This window comes from Paraburkholderia aromaticivorans (assembly GCF_002278075.1).
Taxonomy (GTDB): Bacteria; Pseudomonadota; Gammaproteobacteria; order Burkholderiales; family Burkholderiaceae; genus Paraburkholderia; species Paraburkholderia aromaticivorans.
Window position 1 is genome coordinate 135,283 of the sequence record NZ_CP022994.1, and the last position, 17,155, is coordinate 152,437.

Annotated in this window: 16 protein-coding genes; 6 read left to right on the forward strand and 10 right to left on the reverse strand. The window is 61.5% G+C overall.

Features of this window, described 5'->3' with window-relative positions; genetic code table 11:
- The first annotated feature begins 8 nt into the window (after positions 1–8).
- From dnaG to CJU94_RS40240, 4 genes are read left to right on the forward strand one after another with little or no spacing between them, the layout of a single operon-like run.
- A complete protein-coding gene (dnaG, locus tag CJU94_RS40225) occupies positions 9–1,289 on the forward strand; it encodes a DNA primase (RefSeq protein ID WP_007183059.1) in 1,281 nt (426 codons plus the stop codon).
- Positions 1,290–1,341: 52 nt separating this feature from the next.
- Entirely contained in the window at positions 1,342–3,558 is a 2,217-nt protein-coding gene (locus CJU94_RS40230) for a TraM recognition domain-containing protein (RefSeq protein ID WP_028229616.1), read from the forward strand.
- An 11-nt stretch (positions 3,559–3,569) separates the two neighbouring features.
- The gene (locus CJU94_RS40235; RefSeq protein WP_007183061.1) at positions 3,570–4,937 is read left to right on the forward strand and encodes a helicase HerA domain-containing protein; all 1,368 of its coding nucleotides are present in this window, start codon (positions 3,570–3,572) and stop codon (positions 4,935–4,937) included.
- A 17-nt stretch (positions 4,938–4,954) separates the two neighbouring features.
- Positions 4,955–5,515 (forward strand): phospholipase D family nuclease, encoded by a 561-nt coding sequence (locus CJU94_RS40240; protein WP_007183062.1) that lies wholly within the window; start codon positions 4,955–4,957, stop codon positions 5,513–5,515.
- A 68-nt stretch (positions 5,516–5,583) separates the two neighbouring features.
- On the opposite strand, the gene CJU94_RS40245 is transcribed toward CJU94_RS40240, so the two are convergent.
- The 3 genes from CJU94_RS40245 to CJU94_RS40255 all read right to left on the reverse strand — a co-directional run bounded on the left by CJU94_RS40245 (position 5,584) and on the right by CJU94_RS40255 (position 7,594).
- Positions 5,584–5,907, reverse strand: a complete 324-nt coding sequence (locus tag CJU94_RS40245; protein WP_007183063.1) for a hypothetical protein — start codon at positions 5,905–5,907, stop codon at positions 5,584–5,586.
- A gap of 474 nt (positions 5,908–6,381) precedes the next feature.
- Positions 6,382–7,080 carry a hypothetical protein gene (locus CJU94_RS40250; RefSeq protein WP_226206304.1) on the reverse strand — a complete coding sequence of 233 codons (699 nt, stop codon included), beginning with the start codon at positions 7,078–7,080 and terminating at the stop codon, positions 6,382–6,384.
- Positions 7,067–7,594, reverse strand: a complete 528-nt coding sequence (locus tag CJU94_RS40255) for a hypothetical protein (protein WP_007183065.1) — start codon at positions 7,592–7,594, stop codon at positions 7,067–7,069. The genes CJU94_RS40250 and CJU94_RS40255 overlap by 14 nt, the downstream gene beginning before the upstream one ends.
- A gap of 222 nt (positions 7,595–7,816) precedes the next feature.
- Here CJU94_RS40255 and CJU94_RS40260 point away from each other — a divergent pair, with 222 nt between their 5' ends.
- Both CJU94_RS40260 and CJU94_RS40265 read left to right on the forward strand, forming a co-directional pair.
- A complete protein-coding gene (locus CJU94_RS40260; RefSeq protein ID WP_095423994.1) occupies positions 7,817–10,264 on the forward strand; it encodes an LPD7 domain-containing protein in 2,448 nt (815 codons plus the stop codon).
- 36 nt (positions 10,265–10,300) lie between these two features.
- Positions 10,301–10,789 carry a hypothetical protein gene (locus CJU94_RS40265; RefSeq protein WP_007183067.1) on the forward strand — a complete coding sequence of 163 codons (489 nt, stop codon included), beginning with the start codon at positions 10,301–10,303 and terminating at the stop codon, positions 10,787–10,789.
- Between the two features lie 161 nt (positions 10,790–10,950).
- Here CJU94_RS40265 and CJU94_RS40270 read toward each other — a convergent pair whose 3' ends face one another.
- From CJU94_RS40270 to mobA, 7 genes are all read right to left on the reverse strand, one after another.
- Entirely contained in the window at positions 10,951–11,553 is a 603-nt protein-coding gene (locus CJU94_RS40270) for a plasmid fertility inhibition factor family protein (RefSeq protein ID WP_007183068.1), read from the reverse strand.
- Positions 11,553–11,822 (reverse strand): IcmT/TraK family protein, encoded by a 270-nt coding sequence (gene icmT / locus CJU94_RS40275; protein WP_007183069.1) that lies wholly within the window; start codon positions 11,820–11,822, stop codon positions 11,553–11,555. Before icmT ends, CJU94_RS40270 begins: the two co-directional genes overlap by 1 nt.
- The gene (gene traJ / locus CJU94_RS40280) at positions 11,819–12,982 is read right to left on the reverse strand and encodes a plasmid transfer ATPase TraJ (protein ID WP_007183070.1); all 1,164 of its coding nucleotides are present in this window, start codon (positions 12,980–12,982) and stop codon (positions 11,819–11,821) included. The genes icmT and traJ overlap by 4 nt, the downstream gene beginning before the upstream one ends.
- Entirely contained in the window at positions 12,979–13,731 is a 753-nt protein-coding gene (locus tag CJU94_RS40285; RefSeq protein ID WP_244221236.1) for a type IV secretory system conjugative DNA transfer family protein, read from the reverse strand. The genes traJ and CJU94_RS40285 overlap by 4 nt, the downstream gene beginning before the upstream one ends.
- Positions 13,732–14,019: 288 nt before the next feature.
- Positions 14,020–14,475 (reverse strand): DotD/TraH family lipoprotein, encoded by a 456-nt coding sequence (locus CJU94_RS40290; protein ID WP_007183072.1) that lies wholly within the window; start codon positions 14,473–14,475, stop codon positions 14,020–14,022.
- A gap of 67 nt (positions 14,476–14,542) precedes the next feature.
- On the reverse strand, positions 14,543–16,759 hold the full coding sequence (gene traI, locus CJU94_RS42465; protein ID WP_341868396.1) for a TraI/MobA(P) family conjugative relaxase: 2,217 nt from the start codon (positions 16,757–16,759) through the stop codon (positions 14,543–14,545).
- Between the two features lie 3 nt (positions 16,760–16,762).
- Positions 16,763–17,062 (reverse strand): plasmid mobilization protein MobA, encoded by a 300-nt coding sequence (gene mobA / locus CJU94_RS40300; RefSeq protein ID WP_007183074.1) that lies wholly within the window; start codon positions 17,060–17,062, stop codon positions 16,763–16,765.
- Positions 17,063–17,155: the final 93 nt, after the last annotated feature.

Here is a 17,155-nt window from a genome sequence, read left to right on the forward strand (position 1 = left end):
GGAACAGCATGGTCAAGTACATCCGGTTCGGCGATGACTTTCTGGACCGCCTCCGAAGCGAGACCGATCTGCCGGCGCTGATTGAATGTGACGTGAAACTCAAACGCGCCGGTCAGAGCTTGGTCGCGTGTTGCCCGTTCCACGAAGAGAAAACGCCTTCATTTCACGTGTCGCCCGACAAGAACACGTATCGGTGCTGGGGATGCGGTGCGCGCGGCGATGCGATCGAATGGATGCGGAACAAGCATCACATGTCGTTTCACGACGCTGTGGTGCATCTGGCCGGGGTGTGCGGCATTCCCCTGCCCGTCGAGGATCGGGACAGCGATGAGGATAAGGCGCAGCGCAAGCGACTCGCCACGCTCTATCAGGCACTGAAAGAGGCCGCGCGGGTGTTTTCGCGTGGCTTGGCGAAGAGTCCGGCCGCTCGCGCCTACCTCGAGGAGAAACGCGCACTGACGGCTGAGACGATCGAGCGCTTCGGGTTGGGCGTTGTCGCGAAGGGCGTCGTCGAGCTGATGACTGGCTCGACGAGTCGCGATGCGCTGCTGGCCTCCGGGCTTGCCGCGCAACGCGACGACGGCGAGATCTACGACCGTTTTCGCCATCGCATCATGTTCCCGATCCATAACGAAACCGGAAACCTCGTCGGGTTCGCCGGTCGTTCGATGATCGAGAAGCCCGACAAGACGCCGAAGTACATCAATTGCCCGGAGACCGAGATCTTTCACAAGGGCCGCGAGCTGTACGCGCTGCATCTTGCGAAGCCGGCGATCCGCAGCGGGCGAGTTGCCGTGATCGTGGAAGGCTATTTCGACGTCATCAGCCTGCACCAGGCCGGCGACGAGCGCGCTGTCGCGCCGATGGGCACGGCGCTGACCAACCTGCAGGTGCGCCGGTTACTGGTCCATGCGGACACGATCGTGTTCGCGTTCGACGGCGACGCGGCGGGACGCAAGGCCGCGCTCGCGGCCGCAGCCGTGCTGCTCGACGAGATGAAGGACGGCAAGTCGGCGCGCTTCCTGTTTCTTCCCGAAGACGAAGATCCCGATAGCTTCGTGCGGTCGCACGGACTTGAAGCATGGCACGCCGCGACGGAACAGGCTGTGCCTCTGAGTGCGTTCCTTGCCGACTACGTGGCTCACGGGCTCGACCGAAACGTGCCAGAAAGCCAGGTCAAGGCCGCCGAGAAGGCGAAAGCAATCCTCGCGCGAATCCAGCACGCCGAGCTGTTCGGCCGTGCAATGAAGGCGAAGCTCGAGGAAATCATCGGCGTCGCATTGGACTGACGGGACGATCTTTCATGGCACACGAATATCTGTTGAAGCGGGAGGCAGTCTGATGGCATTGGACCCGAATCACGAGATCGACTCGGCGAGACTGACAGTCGACACCCGCAGCGCCGAGCAGCGGTTTTTCGCTGCGCTCTACCGGCCGTCGACGTTCCGCAACTTCCTGGTGCTGTTCATCGGCCTGCAGGTCTATCTGCCTGCGCTGTGGCCGGTATGGGTCATTCTGCTCTGGATGATGGTCATGTCGTTTCAGGACCAGAAATTCCAGATGCCGCTGCGCATGCCGAAAGATGTCGGCGGGCTCGATCGTACTGACTACTACGAGGAACTCGTCGAAGAGAACATGCTGTGGGGCTTCGTGCGGCGCTCGAAGACCCTGCGCAAGTATCTCGTCGCCGGCGGCATTCTCTATCTCGGCTTCCTGCGATCGCGCAACCTGCACGATCAGGGCCGTGAACTCTGGCTGACGAACTCGGACGCGCGCACGCACATGTTCGAGGTCGGAACCACGGGTAGCGGCAAAAGCGAAGGGTTGATGGGCACGTTCCACAACGCGATTTGCTGGGGCTCAGGGGCCTGCTATGGGGACGGCAAGGCGGACTCGAATCTCGCCTTCTGCTTATGGTCGTTGTCGCGCCGTCACGGCCGCGAGGATGACTTCCTGATCCTGAATTACCTCACCGGTGGCATGGACCCGTTCCAGCGCATCGTGGACGAAGAGCTCGGCCGCTTTGCTGGCCGTGCGGTGCTCGCGCAGTCGAACTCGATGAACTCGTTCGGCGACGGCTCTGCCGACTTCCTGCTGCAATTGATGGCATCGCTGCTGCCGCGTGCAAGCGGCGACGGCGCGCAGTGGCAACAGAAGGCGCTGAACATGATCGACGCTCTGCTCCGCACGCTCTGCTACAAGCGAGCGAAGGGCGAGCTGGACATTTCGATTGGAGTGATCCGCCATTACCTCGCGCTGCAGAACCTAGTGCAGTTCTATATCGAAGGCCGCGAAGGCAAGATCCCCGAGCTGGCGTTCCTGCCGATCAAGGCGTACTTCGAGACCGGCCTGCCCGGTTTCAACCCGGCGCAGGCGCACGATCCTACGCAGTGGGACCCGGAAGTGTTCAACCAGCACGGCTATCTGACCGGGCAGTTCGCTCGCACGCTGTCGATGATGATGGACACGTATGGCTTCATCTTCGCCGATAAGTACCCCGAGATCGACATGCTCGACGTGTTGCTGAACAACCGGCTGCTCGTCGTGATGATCCCTTCGCTGGAGAAATCGGCGTCTGAGGCAGCGTCGCTCGGCAAGCTGTACATCTCGTCGATCCGCTTGATGATGGCGCAGAACCTCGGCTACCGGCTCGAAGGCACGAAGGCGGAAGTGCTGGATGCGAAGGCAACGAACGCGCCGAACCCGTCGGTCATCATCAGCGACGAGCTTGCCTATTACTTCGCCGAGGGCATCGCGGTCATGTTCGCTCAGGCCCGTTCGCTGGGCTTCATGATGATTGCCGCGGTACAGGACGTGCAGGGCCTCAAGCGCGGGGAGGCAAGCGAAGAATCGGCCTCGATGATCGCGAACACGAAGGTGAAGTGGACGCTCGCGCTCGAGGACCCGGAAGACACGTTCGAGCTCATCAAGAAAGCCGGTGGCGACGCGTATTTCAGCGTTCTGTCGGGTCACGATGCGACGATGGGCACGTTCACGACGTCGAACCAGGCGCAGGCGCAATCGAGCGTCGAGCGTCGCGAAAAGATCACGCTGAACGAGCTGAAGAAGCTCAACGCTGGCGAAGGCATGGTGATCTTCAAGGACGCCGTGGTGCCGTGCGCGTCGTACTACATCCCGGACGAGCACAAAAAGACGTCGAAGCTCCGGGCGCGTATCAACCGCTTCCTGCAGATCGAACGGCCGCAGTTCAAGCGTCTGCCGCGTAGCGCCGAGAAGGTCAGCAGCGCAGACGTGCATTCGGCCGACTACATCTTTGCGCAGCTCCGTCGGAGCGAGAAACCGTATTACCCGTCGCTGGACGATCCGATCCTGTCGGCGGTAGTGGGTGCCGTCGCCCACATGAACGACATCCAGCGCTTCGAGGTTACGCCGACGGAGCGCGGGATTGTCCTTTTTGAAGCTGCACGCAAGGCGATGAAAGAGGCCGAGGCAGCCGGCCGTTCCGGGTACATGCATGAGCCGCGTCACGACGATCCTATCGAGCTGATGCCGATGGACGACGACGACGATATACCCGAGTCCGCCTTCGATGAATGAGGAACGAAACGATGTCGCAACAAATCTTGATCGGTCATGACTTCTGGAAGCTCCGCGAGAACGTGAAGGTCCCGGTCTACTGGCGCGAAGCACAAGTGTCGAATCATCACGTCGGCGTCGCCGGCACGTCGGGCGCCGGCAAGACGCACTGGATTCGCCAGTTCGTTACGGGCATGCCCGACGACGTGGAAATCGACATCTTCGATTACCACGGCGACATTGAGATCGAGGGCGCGAAGACGGTGATGTTCAGCGAAGCGACGCGCTACGGCTACAACCCGCTCGTGCTGAACACCGATCCGCACTACGGCGGTGTGCGCCGTGCTGTCAACGACGTGATCGAGTCGATCAACAGCACGGCACGCCAGCTCGGCGGCAATCAGGAAGGCGTGCTTCGGCACTTGCTGACCGACTCGTACATGATGAAGGGAATCTTCTCGGACAATCCGCGTTCGTGGGCCCGACGCGAAGCGTCGGAGGCAGAGATCCGCGAGATGATGGAGGCGCGCAACTGGTCGGGGCTACGCGAGGTGTACCCGACGCTCAGCGACGTGATCGGCTTCGCGAAACGGAAGCTCAAGGCGCTGTGGATGGGCATCGAGGACAAGGATAACGGGCGGGCAGCGCTCAGCGCGTTCGATGAATACTGCCGGTCGATGGCCGCGGTGAACCAGCTTCGCACGAAGCTGGCCAAGAGCGGCGCGAAAGACGACGAGGACATGGAGCGCCTGCAGAAGCGCATGGAGACCGCGAAGGCGAAGGCGTTCGACACGCATGCCACGTTTTTGAACAGCCTCGAGAACGGCCGCGAGTTCGAAGAGGCGATGAAGTACAACAGCAAGGATGTGCTGTTGAGCGTCATCACGCGGCTTGAAAACCTGAATGCGACCGGCATCTTCAATCCGAATCCCCCGCCCTTCGGCAACGCCCGCGTGCGTCGCTACATTCTCAAACCGCTCGCGCAGTCCGAGGACGAGCTGAAGATGTTCGTGCGCTTCCGTATGCGAGCGATCATTCGCGAGATGATGCAGCGCGGCGAGTCGGGCGGGAAGCTGCGCCGGCTGATCGTGCTCGACGAGTCGAAGAAGTTCAACGACGAGGACGCGAGCAACCCGATCAACGTGGTCGTGAACGAGATGCGCAAGTTCGGCCTCGCGATCCTGCTCGCGGGCCAGTCGCCGGCACACTTCTCGTCCGACTTCATCAAGAACGCGGGCACGCTGCTGCTACTGAACCTGGCCACGGCCGATTGGGACGAAGCGGCGCGCAAGCTGAAGATTGAGGTCAAGGATCTGAAGTACCTGAAGCCGCAGGAAACGGGCGCGGTGCGGATGCTGGAGAAAGGGCAATCCGCATCGTTCCGCCAGGTGCGGTTCTGACGCGAGGGAGCCGAGACATGATGAACTCGTGCTTCATCCGGCGTTTGGTCGCTGCGGCCGCGATCGCCGTCACGGCGACGGGTGCGATCGCCGTGCAACCGCTGCCTGCCGGCGCTGCGTATGACCTCGGGTTCTCGCCGGCCGCAGGCTCGGCGAGCGCACTGGATGTCGTGCTGCGGGCGATCGACAGCGCGCGCTCGTCGATCGTAGTCGTTGCGTACAGCTTCACGAGCAAACCGATCGCGACCGCATTGCTGGCCGCGCGTCGCCGCGGGGTGAAGGTCGCCGTCGTTGCCGATCGCGGGCAGAACGCGAAGAGTTATTCGGCTGTGTGGTTCCTCGCGAACCAGGGTGTGCCTGTGCGGTTGAACGACCGATACGAGGCGACGCACGACAAGTTCATGGTGATCGACGGACTTCACGTCGAGACCGGCTCGTTCAACTACTCGTCGGCGGCCGCGAACCGGAATGCGGAGAACGCGCTGGTCCTGTGGAACGCGAAACCGCTCGCAGATCGGTACGGGGCCGAGTGGGCGCGGCTATGGCAGGAGAGCGTCGAGCTGAAGCCCGCATACTGAAAAAAGGCCGGATATCCGGCCTTTTTCATGCGTCAGGCGATGGCGGCCTTGAGGATCGGCCTGCCCTCTCATCGCGTGACGCGCTCGAGCGCTGCCACGAGCTCGTAGGTGTCGCCATAATGCCCGCTGAGTTTCTGGCGCGGCAACGCGTTCAACGCGCGAATGACGTCCGGCGCGATCGCAGCCAGCTCGCACAACGACATGACCATCTGCGCGTGGGCCTCGGTCAGCAGGTCGGTCAGGACCGGCCAGATCTCGCCGTTGGGCAAGGTGCCGACGACCGCCCACGAGACCGGCATGCCGCCGTCCTCGGTAGCCCGAACATCGAATGTGGTGAAGTCGGCCAGCGCTGCCAGCTTGTCGAAGAAGAAGATCGGTGCGCGATCGTTCATGGTGTTGCTCCTAGACGGTTGGGAGGTAGGCCGGGGACTGGTAGCCGCCAGTGGTTCCGGCCGGGATGCGGTGAGGCGTGGCCGTCACTGCATGGGATCTATTATAGTCTGATTACGTACATACGTAAATACGTAATTGCGTAAATATTTGGCTGGGGGGTTCGGCATGTCAGGCGGTCAAGGGGACGCCCGGAAGCCGCAGCGGAGCGCAGAGCTGGCCGCAGGCCAGGTCGAGCACCGAACGGGTGAGGACGACAGCGCAGCGGCCCTTGACGGGCTGGCGTGCCGGTGCAGACGCTCCAGTCGAGGGTGTGGGGGAAAGGTTCATCTCCCCCGCACCCTTGACGACAGAGGGCGACTCGCTCCCTTCCCGCAGGGCGGGAAGGGCGGGGGGATGGGTGGGTGGCCGCCGACGGCGGCCCTGCCCTGCTCTGCTGAATGCACGTGTGAAAAAGCCGCCCTTCGGCGGCTTCGTTACTTCATACGCGGAGCGCGTGGGCGGTCGGTTGGTGCCGGCGCACTCGCCGGGGCATCCTTTGTGCGCTGATCCGGCGGATCGAGCGTGATCTGGATGTTTGGATTCAATCGACACGTGGCCTTCTGAATCGAGTCCCAATGCCTGAACGGCACGGTGCCGACGTTCAGCGGTTTTTCACTGAGCGCGATCTTCGCCGGGTAGGTCACGACCTTCATGTGTTCCCAGCCCGGCTCGTTGATGACCGATGCGATCAGGTCCGGTCGCTGCATCAGGAGCACGTGAGGTTTCGACGGGTCGAGCGTGCTCGTATCGACGCCCTCGTGCTCGAGCTGCCGTTTCAGGATTCCCTGCAGTTCGTCCATCATGCTCCGCGACAGCCGTTGGAACGTGATGAAGTCGTGCTGTGGCAGATCCTCCGGCTTCATCATGAGCGGATTCTGTTTCTGGTCCAGCTTGACCAGCAGATCTATGACGGTGAACTGCAGGCGATTCTTGTCGGCATAGGCACGAGCCGCCATGAATCCTTCCTGCTTGCTTTGGTATCCGTATAAAGCGGAAAAAGCCCCAGGAACGGGGCTTTTCATAGGCAAACCGCAATCCTTCAGCGCGATCACGCGCGGCGCCGCACCTTCGTAAAAGTACACCGTCGATAGTTCAATAATATGCTGTGAGTCGGGCTTCTCACTCGTTGTCACCAGTATCACCTTGTTTAGTCCAGCCCTGAATCAGCACTTTCTCGACGTGCTGTCGGTCGCCAACACTGCTCACTACGTCAGCCATCGTCCGAAGAGTTTTCTTCGGCGTCAGCTTGAGCCGTCGCACTGCTTCGATCCAACGCATCACCGGCCGACCGGGCTTACCGTCATGCAATAGCAAGCGATATACCGACGGCGGCGAACGTCCGATCAGCGTTGCGAACTTGTCGCGATCCTGCGGCGTGTCCTGCAGCCCGAGGAAGTCATAAAACTCCTTGACGTCGGGCGGCAGTTCTACGGGCGCTGATTCAGGGTGTTGCCGATACAAATGAAGGAGCATGGCCACTACCGGATCGGCGATCTGCTTTGCCGAGTTCTCAGCACTGGTCAGCTCCTCCCACTTCGCTTTCTGCAAGCCGAATGCGTCCGCTGCCGCAACTTTCGTCAGACCGTTCTCGATCCTCCAGCGCTCCAAGTCAGTTCCGCAGATTGGCTGAAGCTGTTCATTTTTCATATCCATACTCATTCACGGAATGATAGCAAGGATGCCCCTCCGTGGGCAGTGTTTTCTAGGCACTTCCCAAGGCGGGCTATTTTGAATAATATACACGATACGAAATTCGCGCGGCTAGGGTTCAGCCCCACGATCGGCTCACGGTAACAACTAGGCGTTTAACGGCCTGTATGCGTCGTGACTTGAGGCGAACCCAGCCCTTCACTAACTAGGGAATGCCCTATGAGCGCTGAGTCTGACGCAGTTATGCAGCAATTCCGCCAAGCGGTTTACGAGCGCTTGGTCAGTCCAGGAACGGGTTCTCAAGTGTCGCCCGAGGGCTCGATTGGGCAACGGTCTATTGCGTATCGAGATTGGCTTATCACGGTCCGTAAGACGAAAGAATCGGAGGCCCTCGCACCCGACTTCGTGCGACATTGGGCCGTCGCTGACATGACCGCCTGGCATGCGATGCCAGGTGATCGACACGAGCTTGCGGCCGATGACATCTTTCAAAATATTTCCGCAAACGTTTCATATGCGGAAATTCTTCAGACAATCGATGCAGAAATGGTCGATCGTGTCAAGACACTCTCCGCTGAGAACGATCGAAGGTCCGCCGAGAAGGAAGAACGGAAAGCGCGCGACTACGTGGATAGTCGTGCGGCACTTCTCGCCGAGCAACAGGCAGCGCTGCGCATCGCTGAATCGTTCAAAGATGCTGGGCGTGTCCCCGATGCCGAATGGGCACGACTCGGCCGTGCTGTCGATCGCGTGTATCTCGGCGGCGATCGCGCCGACCTAGGCGCGGCCCTCGAACTCGCGACGACGATGGCGCGCGTCGATACGACGCGGCCCTGCCCTTTTCCCGAAAGCGCAGTCCAACGGGCTTTCGAAGGCGAACGGGCATATCAGGCGTCGCGGGCGTCGGCGAATCACGAGGAAGTGATCGCCGATTTGGCCTTGCGAGCTGGCAATGAAGGCGATCCGGCACCGCGCTATGTTCTCGAACGTCGTCAGGCGGTCGAGCACTATGCGTTCGGTTTGGAGCTGCGCCTCAAAGCCCTTAGAGCAGCGAACGCCGATACGTTTGCGCTGCGAGAGACGCAGGATCTGCTGGCTGTCGCCCACGCGCGAGCGAAGTCGCTCGCGAGCGACAGCCCGGAGACCGCGAGCGCCGAGAAGACCGACGAGGCCATGCAAGCAGCAGCAGCTACCGCACCTGCCGCTGCGCCGGTCGCGGCGTCGCCGTTGCCTGCAGCGGAAGAAGCCGACGGCTTCGCTGGCGAGGCCAAGGACGGCGACGCCGACGACAAACCGTTCGATCCCGAGCTGGCGATCAGCAAGCTGCTCGAAAACGTCACGTACAAAGCTCAGAAGGACGGCAGCGTCCTCTACATGGTGAGTGAGCGCCCGGCGTTCATCGATCACGGTCAACAGATCGTGATGGCTAGCAAGGCGAATGAAGATGAAGAAGCGATCCTTGCCGCGATTCTGCTCGCGAAGGAGAAGTACGGCGGCTCGTTCGAGTTGACGGGTAGCGAGGCGTTTCAGCGGCACGCGATCGAGATCATGCTCAAGCATAAGGTCGACGTGACGTTGAAGAACCCGCAACAGGACGCGCTTCGCCGCGAGCTCTCGAAGGCCGCGGGTGAGGAGCCGAAGCTGCCGGAAGCGCAGGAAGGGGCGGGACCGAAGCCGCTCATCGGCAAGCCGGCTAACGGCGATCAGGAAGCGGGAAACGCGCCCGTGACGGCCTCGCCGTCAGATGCAGCGGATGACGCGCCGGCGAGCCGCCTAGCGGCCGATCTGCTCCCCGTGCGCGCGCTCGATTGGTGGTCCGTGCAGCGCGAAGCGATCCAGGTGTGGGCTAAGAGCGATGACGAGCTCAAGACCGACCTCGAGCAACTCGGGCCGCAGCCCTCCTCCGATCTCATTTACTGGTTCGACAAGGCTGGGAAGCCTTGCGATCCGCCGGCGGACGCCGACGGCTATCTAGCGAACATGAAATCTGAACCGGCCGGCTTTGTATCCGGTTCGGAATCCGAATTGCGCGTGCGCGACGCAATGGGCAATGGTGAAGTTAGCGCGAAATCGTCTAACAGTGAGGTAACTGCTATGAGTGACAATCAGGCATCAAAAGAGAACGAGCCGAAATTGATCTTGCGCGGTGTGCGCAAGCTCGACAATGGCGAGTTCGACACGACGGCGCTGCTGTTCAAGGGCAATGGCGACTATCTGCAGGGCTTCATCAAGGTCGGCGACGAGAAGCACCAGGTGATCGCGCACATGAACGAGCGCAAGAACCCTGATCCCGAGACCGGCGAGATCAAGCCGAACTTCCTGAAGCTCGTCGAGCCGCATGGCAATGGCGACGACACGAACTGGAAGGAACTCGGGTTCGGTAACGCCGTGAACCGTCGCTCGGACGGGAAACCCGTATACTTCGACGAAGTGTTGTTCAGCGTCGGGAACGAAGTCATCAAAGCGCGGATCACGAAGAACGTCGACGACGAGCTGCACCGGAAGCTGGGCTTTCAGGAGGCGCGTCAAGCGCGTCCGAAAGACGACAGCAAGAGCAGCGCGGCTCCGGGAGAAGCGAGCCCAAAACCGACGGCGCCGGCAGCCAAAGCAAAGGAGGACGCGGCCGGCGCTCCAAAAGCACGCCGTAGTTCGCGCGCTAAGGCTTGACGCCGTGCCGCCTGTTAATCCATCGAGGGAATCGCCATGAAAATCTATGTACGCGCGTTATTCGTGCTGTTGCTGTGCTCTGCTGTCAGCGTACAGGCAGCGACCTGCCGAAGCGGCAGCGCTGCTGCGCAAGGCAGTCAGAGCGGTTACGATCGGGATAAACAGGCTGCGCAGCAGACTGCCCAAAGCGAACGGTCCTCCTCGGACATTCTTGGAAAATGCGTGGGCGGTATCACTTCGGTGCTTACCGCCCCGCAATTCCCGTCCCTCTCTGACATCTTCGACCAGATCAAGAATAAGGTCTGCCAGATCGCAAGTGATCAGGTCAACGGCGTCGTCGGTGACGTCAATGGCCAGATCAACGGCGTGATGAACGGCATCAACGGCCAGGTCAGCAGTGCTGTGAATGGCACGGGCGCTGGCCAGATAGTTGGCAGCGTGCCGCAGATCAGTGGCCCGTCGTTGCAGCAGACCAGTGCAGGGTCGTCGCAATCGTCGGCCTTCTGGAGCAATATCTGGAAATGACGATCCAATCGCGATCCTGCCAAAAGGCCACTTCGGTGGCCTTTTCTTTTGCCCGGCGCCAGCGCGCGAGCGACCTCTGCCGGGCAAAAAAAAACCGGCCACAAGGGCCGGCGAGAAGTCCTCTAGCGTTATCCGAGGGCCGTGCTAGAGGCTGAGAGACATCATGGCCGCGGCGCGCGGCTGGACGATCGGTTCGGCGCGTTTCGCAGGTCGGCGGGTGCGAACAAATCCGCGTAGCAGATCGGCCCTTGGGTCGCTCCGGCCGTGCGATGCAGCAGCTCGGCCGACTCGCGCCCGTGGACCTGCACCGGAAACGAGGGAGCGCCATTGGAGATGAGCCAGAAGCTCCGCGTGATTCCGTTGGTGAAGCCGATGTGCGTGCGGCCGCGCTCGTCGTTCCATGCGCCGACGTCGGCGAGCGGTACCGGATTGGAACTGCCTTGCGCGAATCCGTCGACCGCATACGCATACTTGTAGTCGCGCGGCATCTGCGAGCGCAAAACGCACTGCTCGTCGCTGCGCAACCATGCGAGGTAGAAGGCGTCGGCGTCGACATGCACCGCGAACATCTCGTTTCCGATGTGGCCAGCGGATGCCGACATGTAACGATCGGCCTGACCTGGTACAGGGATGCGCCATACGGCGCGATCGTGGCCGAGCTGGTGAATGTTGCACGCCTTCGCGCGTGGCGAGGCTGCGACTTGGCGCTCGAGGTTGCGAATCTCGCTCGCACGCGCAATGGAAATGCGGATTCGCTCGAGCATCACTCGTGATCCTGGAAGCGGTTGCGATACCACCACGGACGGGCGTAGATGCGCGAACCGCGCAGCAGGTGCAGGAACTTCTGCCATAGGACCTTGAACGTGAGGCCGAACTTCGCCAGCACGGCGAAGAACACGATCACGCCCACGGCGGTCCAGAAGGTCCACCAACGCATGTGGAACAGCCAAACGAAGATGGGCATGTACGCGATGCAGGGAATGCCGAGCAACGTCGGTGTCTGCGAAGCGTGGCGCCAGATGGAGATGCTCATGCTGCCTCCTGCGAACGGATACGGAATGCTTTATGGCCGGCCAGTTCGATGAATTCGCTCTTGTCGATACGGCCAGCCTCGTAGAGAGCCCAAGCCTTATCGTCCAGCGTCGCCTTTTGGGACTCCAGACGTGCGCGGATTATCGGTGCCCATTGGTCGTAAGGCTGCATTTGCAACTCGTTCTTGAAGTCGCGATCGAATATCACGAACTCACGAACGGCAACGCGCTTACCGTCAGTTGTCTTGAGCAGGCGCTGCACGACAATGACACGCAGGCAGCCGAGCAGACGCGAAGCGACGGCCGACTGCTGTTGCGGTGGATAGACCTGAATCGCGCGGTTGATCGTCTCGGCGCACGACTCGGTGTGCATGGTGCCGTAGGTCAAGTGACCGGTCAGACCAGCCTCGATCGCAGCGTCGATCGTCTCAAGGTCGCGCATTTCGCCGATGCCGATGATGCTCGGCTTGCGGCGCATGGCATTGCGCAGGCCAGTGGCGAAACTCTCGATGTCGCGACCAACTTGAGCTTGGTGCGGCTGCGGGCCTTTCCAGTGCGCACCGCCGAGCACGAATTCGATCGGGTCTTCGTAGGTGATGACCTTGCGGTCCGGCATGTAGATGCCGGCATAGCCGTAGACACCGGATTGAAGTGTGGTCTTGCCCGAGCCGGTCGGGCCGCAGACGAGAACGAGGCCCATGCCGGGATAGAACGCCTCAAACAGCTCCTGCTCGATGCCCATCTTGGTGATGTCGGGCAAATCGAACGGGATCAGGCGCATGGTGATCGCGTAGGCCATGTCGAACCGTGCCACGCGACCCTGGATGAAGTTGCAGCGGAAACGAAGGAACTTGCCGCGCTCGATGCCAAGCTCTTCCCCGGCGAGCTCCAATGAGCGGTCCGCGCCGTGACCGCCACGCACATTGTTCTCGACCTCGGCCTGCCACACTGAACTGAGCAGGCTGGATAGATGGCCCTGCTTGATCGTGTGGGTGCTCGCCTGCCGCTGACGACCGTGAATTTCGACCCATGCGTAATCGCCGCCCTGCACGAGAATGTCCGAGACGCCATAATCCGAGCAATATTTCAAGAAGTGCTTGAAAGTATGCGCGGTCACGTCGCCCCGAAAATCGTAGGGCTCGAACTGGATGAGTTCACTCATTTCTCGTCGTCGCCAAGCGGTCGGCCTTCGATCTGCGTTGCCGGTGGTTTGGCAGCAGGCGCAGTGCCCGACTGCGGAACTGGTGCGACCTTCGGCGCGGGCTGTTCGCCGCGATTGACGGTTGGGCTCCACTTGTTCGGGTTCGTTTCGAACGTTGCCTTGCTCGTCACGCGGCGCAGGGTATCGCCGAGCATGAGTTGCCGGCCGTCACCAGTGACCGTCTGACGGGATTCAGCGACGCGCGTAGTGGAGATCATGCCCTCCTGCACGAGCGTCGAGTACCGCACCATGCCGGTGTAGTCACGCGTGAGCCGGTTGAAATTGGCGGCAAGGATCGCATCCGCCTGCTGTTCACCTGCGCTCCACCCGTTCTTGACTGCATCGCGCCAAACAGCCTCTTCGTTGCCGTTCTGCGGCCGAGTATCGAAGGTCGGAAGATCGACACCGCCCTTCATCGGGAGCCCGACAAACAGGTAGTCTCGCCACGTCGGCGGAACGCTGACGAAGCGCTCTTCCTTCTCGATCTTGTAGACGCGATTCGCGGTGCGAATCTGGTCGGGCGAGAACGACGACAGTTCGCGGGCCTCGACGATAACCGGAGGAATGGTGCCGTTGCGGTTGATGAGCGGCGAGAACTGGAAGATGGTATCGAGGTTCTCGGCGCGTGCGTTGAGCGCGTCGCGAAGTACGCGCGCACGTGCGGCCATGCCGCCGCGGAAGCCTACCGTCTTGCCGGCTTCGGTGAGCATCTGCATGCGCAGATCCGTGAGGCCGGTGGTCGCCTTCGACGGCGGATTCAGGAGCGAATCAAGCGTGACCGGCTGATCTTCAGGTGCCGGCGTCGACGCCTGAGCTTCGGGTGCCGGCGCAGCCGGCGCCTGAGCGACCGGGGCCGATGCCGAGGACGCTGTTGCCGGCGTTTGCGCCTGCTGGGCCGATGCGGCGGCCGGGGCTTGGGTCTCGGCAGCATGTGCCATGCTGGCCACGAGGAGCGGGATCGCCGCGACGACAAAGCGCTTCATGATCGTCTCCCCGTATCAGGACTGCGGACGGTTGTATTGCAGTACCAGCTTATCCGGGTACTGCGTGACATCGGCGCGGTAGCCGATCTGCGCCCGGACCATCTGCATCACGGCGTCGTAAGACGCGTCCTTGACGTCGATGTTGACCGGCAGCGGCATGCGCAAGCCCATGAACGAGAACGCGAGTCCGCGATCGTGCGCGAGCTTGTTCAGGAGCTGCAGGGCGTCGCCCTGCCACGAGAGTGTGACGCGGTGCTGATCGTCGACGATCGACACTGGCAACTTCGTGGTCGCCTGATTCAGCGCACCGGCCTGATACAGGTCGGCCTGCGCAGATTGGATCTTCTGCGAGGCGTCGAGGATCTGGCGATCGATTTCGGTTTGAGCGTTGTCGGTCTTCGGCTGGGTCGCGCAGCCAGTGAGCGCGAGGCCGATCAGCAAACCGGCAAGGGTGTAACGCGGCATAGCCATAGGTGGCCCTCCTTTTAAATTTCGTATTAAGGTTACTATACAAAACCGAAGAGGGCAATGAAAGGGGCTATTTCCGGCGTTGTTGCCTAGTCTTTGCGTCGCGGCTTGCCCGCGCCAACTCGGCGGCTCTGGAGCGACGCAGCGCGTCTTGAGCCGCGTCCTTGAGGCGGGCGTCGATTTTGTATTCGAGCATGATGTCGATTGCCCGGCGCTTGAATTCCTCACTGCCGGTGAGTTCGAACGTGCCGCCATACTTCTCGGCGGCCAGGTGCAGGGCTGCGGCGATCGCGGAGTTGTCTGCCGCGCCCTTCGCCAACACGTCGATGCGTCTGCCAAGGTCGATGAAGGCGTCGCGGCCGTCGTCGACACGGTACACGACCGTTCCGTCCCGACGAACGCGGAAATAGATCCCTTCCGCGATGTCACGCGCTGTAGGATCAGCGTCGTCCGGATGAACGATGCCGTCCGCTCCGTCGTTGGCGAGCGCCCGCTCAAGCTCCTTCGCACGCCGTTTCTCGCTATAGGTGAAGCCACGCAGTTGGCTGATAGCTGCTGCGTCGCCAGTGGCCGCCTGACGCTCGACCCATTCACGATATGGCTGGCGTCGGTTTGACTGATCGTCGCGCAATGCCTTGCGCTCGTTGCGGATCTCCCGCTGAAGCCGATCGCGTGCGCGCAGCGTCTCGAAAGCGATCACGCTGTACAGGGCCTTGCGGGCGGCTGGATCGGTCACTGTTTGACGTACCTCGAGGCGACGCTGACGCGCGTCGGCCCGAATCGCCGCGAACCGGGCCCGGACGTCGGTCGGGTCAAGCCGGCGATAGACGAAGCCGCTTTTGTACTCGTCGTACCGCGCGCGCAGCTCGCGCCGAGCCTCTGCGCGCTCCTGCCGGCGCTCTTCGCGAACCTTGGGATCGCGTTTCAGTGGTCGATGCTTGTCGTAGGTCAGAACGGAGTCGGTTGTCGACTCGGACGGCTCGAACGGGCCGAGGCGCTTGACTAGCCTGGCTCTGCCAAGCGCCTCGTGCATGTCACTGGCCTTGATCGGCGTGGTGTCGCCTGAGTTCAGATCAAAGATCGCGAAGCCCTGCCCCTTCTCGCGCAGTTCGAGACCGTATTTCGCGAGAAGGTTGTGCAGTTGGCGCCAAGTGAGCTGGTCGTTCTTCAGCGCAGCTAGCAGCGCCTTGCGCGGTTCGCCGCGCGCGTAGGTGAACAGGCTTTCCTGATCGGCATGCCGCTCCATGTCGGCCGCCGGCGTCGGTCGCTTGCCCTTCGTGCTGGGATCTTTGCTCGCCCAATCGATGACGACTTGGCCGTTACGCTCGAACACGGCGTATGGTCCTTTGTCGTGCTGCCACCCGTTCTGGAGTTCGAGCTCGCGCATCGCACGATCGAGCTTGAAATAGTCCCGCTCCGGATAGACCGCCGCGAACGTGTCGGGATTGACGCGATTCACGGCGATGTGCAGGTGTGCGTTGTCGGTATCGCGATGCACGGCGAACACGTACTGATGATCGGCCATGCCGACAGCCGCGAGCGCGTACCTGCCAGAGTCGAAAGCCTGCTCGTCCGTCGGCGATTCCGACGACGGCCACGACAGCACGATGTGATACACCGGGTCCTTGACCCGCGGATTCTGTGCCGCGACGGCATTCATTTCGCCGGCAGCGGTCGCCAGCGACAGGCAGTTATGTTCGCATGCGACGCCGTTGAGCGTTACGACTCGCTCGGGCTCGCCGAGGAGTCGCCCGAGGTCGGCGACAACATCTGATGCATCTCGTCCATACCTTCGTTGAGCGGACTCAGCATTAAACGCAAGGTTGGCTCGACGGGCTCGGGCTCGCTCTTGAAAGTCTCGATCAGCTTGCGGAGCCTGTCGGAGATAGCTTGCTGCTGCTCGTAGATGGTTTCGAGCACGGGCAAGGCTTCGTTGATGTTGATCGCCATCTACGCCTCCTCGTCCACGAGCTGCGTCTTCAACTCGCTCGTCAGATCGACCATGTTCTGCCCCATAGGCAGCAACAGCCCTTCGAGCACTTTCAAGACGGACTCGGACGGCATCTGCATCAATAGAATCAGTTCGTCGAGCAGCGCGCAGATGGTCTTCTGCTCCTGCGAGATGTTCTCGAGCACGCTCAAGAATTTGGTGGTGTCTTCTTCGGTCGCTTGGATCGAGCTCGTCATTTAGTTTCTCCTGGTCGTCGTCGCGGTTGGTGATGTACTCCACCAGGTCGCCGAAGTCGGACCTGCCGTCTTGGCGTCGCTCGGGGATTTTCGCCAACATCGGTCAGTCACCGATCCGTGCGATGGCTGCGCGAATTTCAACGAGGACTGCAGCAAACTCTTTGGACAGCACGCCGCCGCCCTCGGTGAACAGATGTTTTTGCAGTCCGCCGAGGCGGCGCAATTCGTTGATGATGTGCGCCTCCATCTTGCTGCGTGTGCGGCGGCCAAGGCCGCACGCGCGCAAGTATTCCGGCACGGTGACGCCGGAATCGGTGGCCTTCTCGCGAAGAATGGCCAACTGTTCGGGCGTCACCCTCACCATTACGTGCTTCGTTTTCTGTCGTTCCTCACTGCCACTCACACTGGACTCTCATGCTGTTGGGGTCTCGGGGCTTCGCCCTGAGCAGGGACGGTAGGCTGCGCAGAGGGAGTGAAACGACTGGTGCGCTGCCGG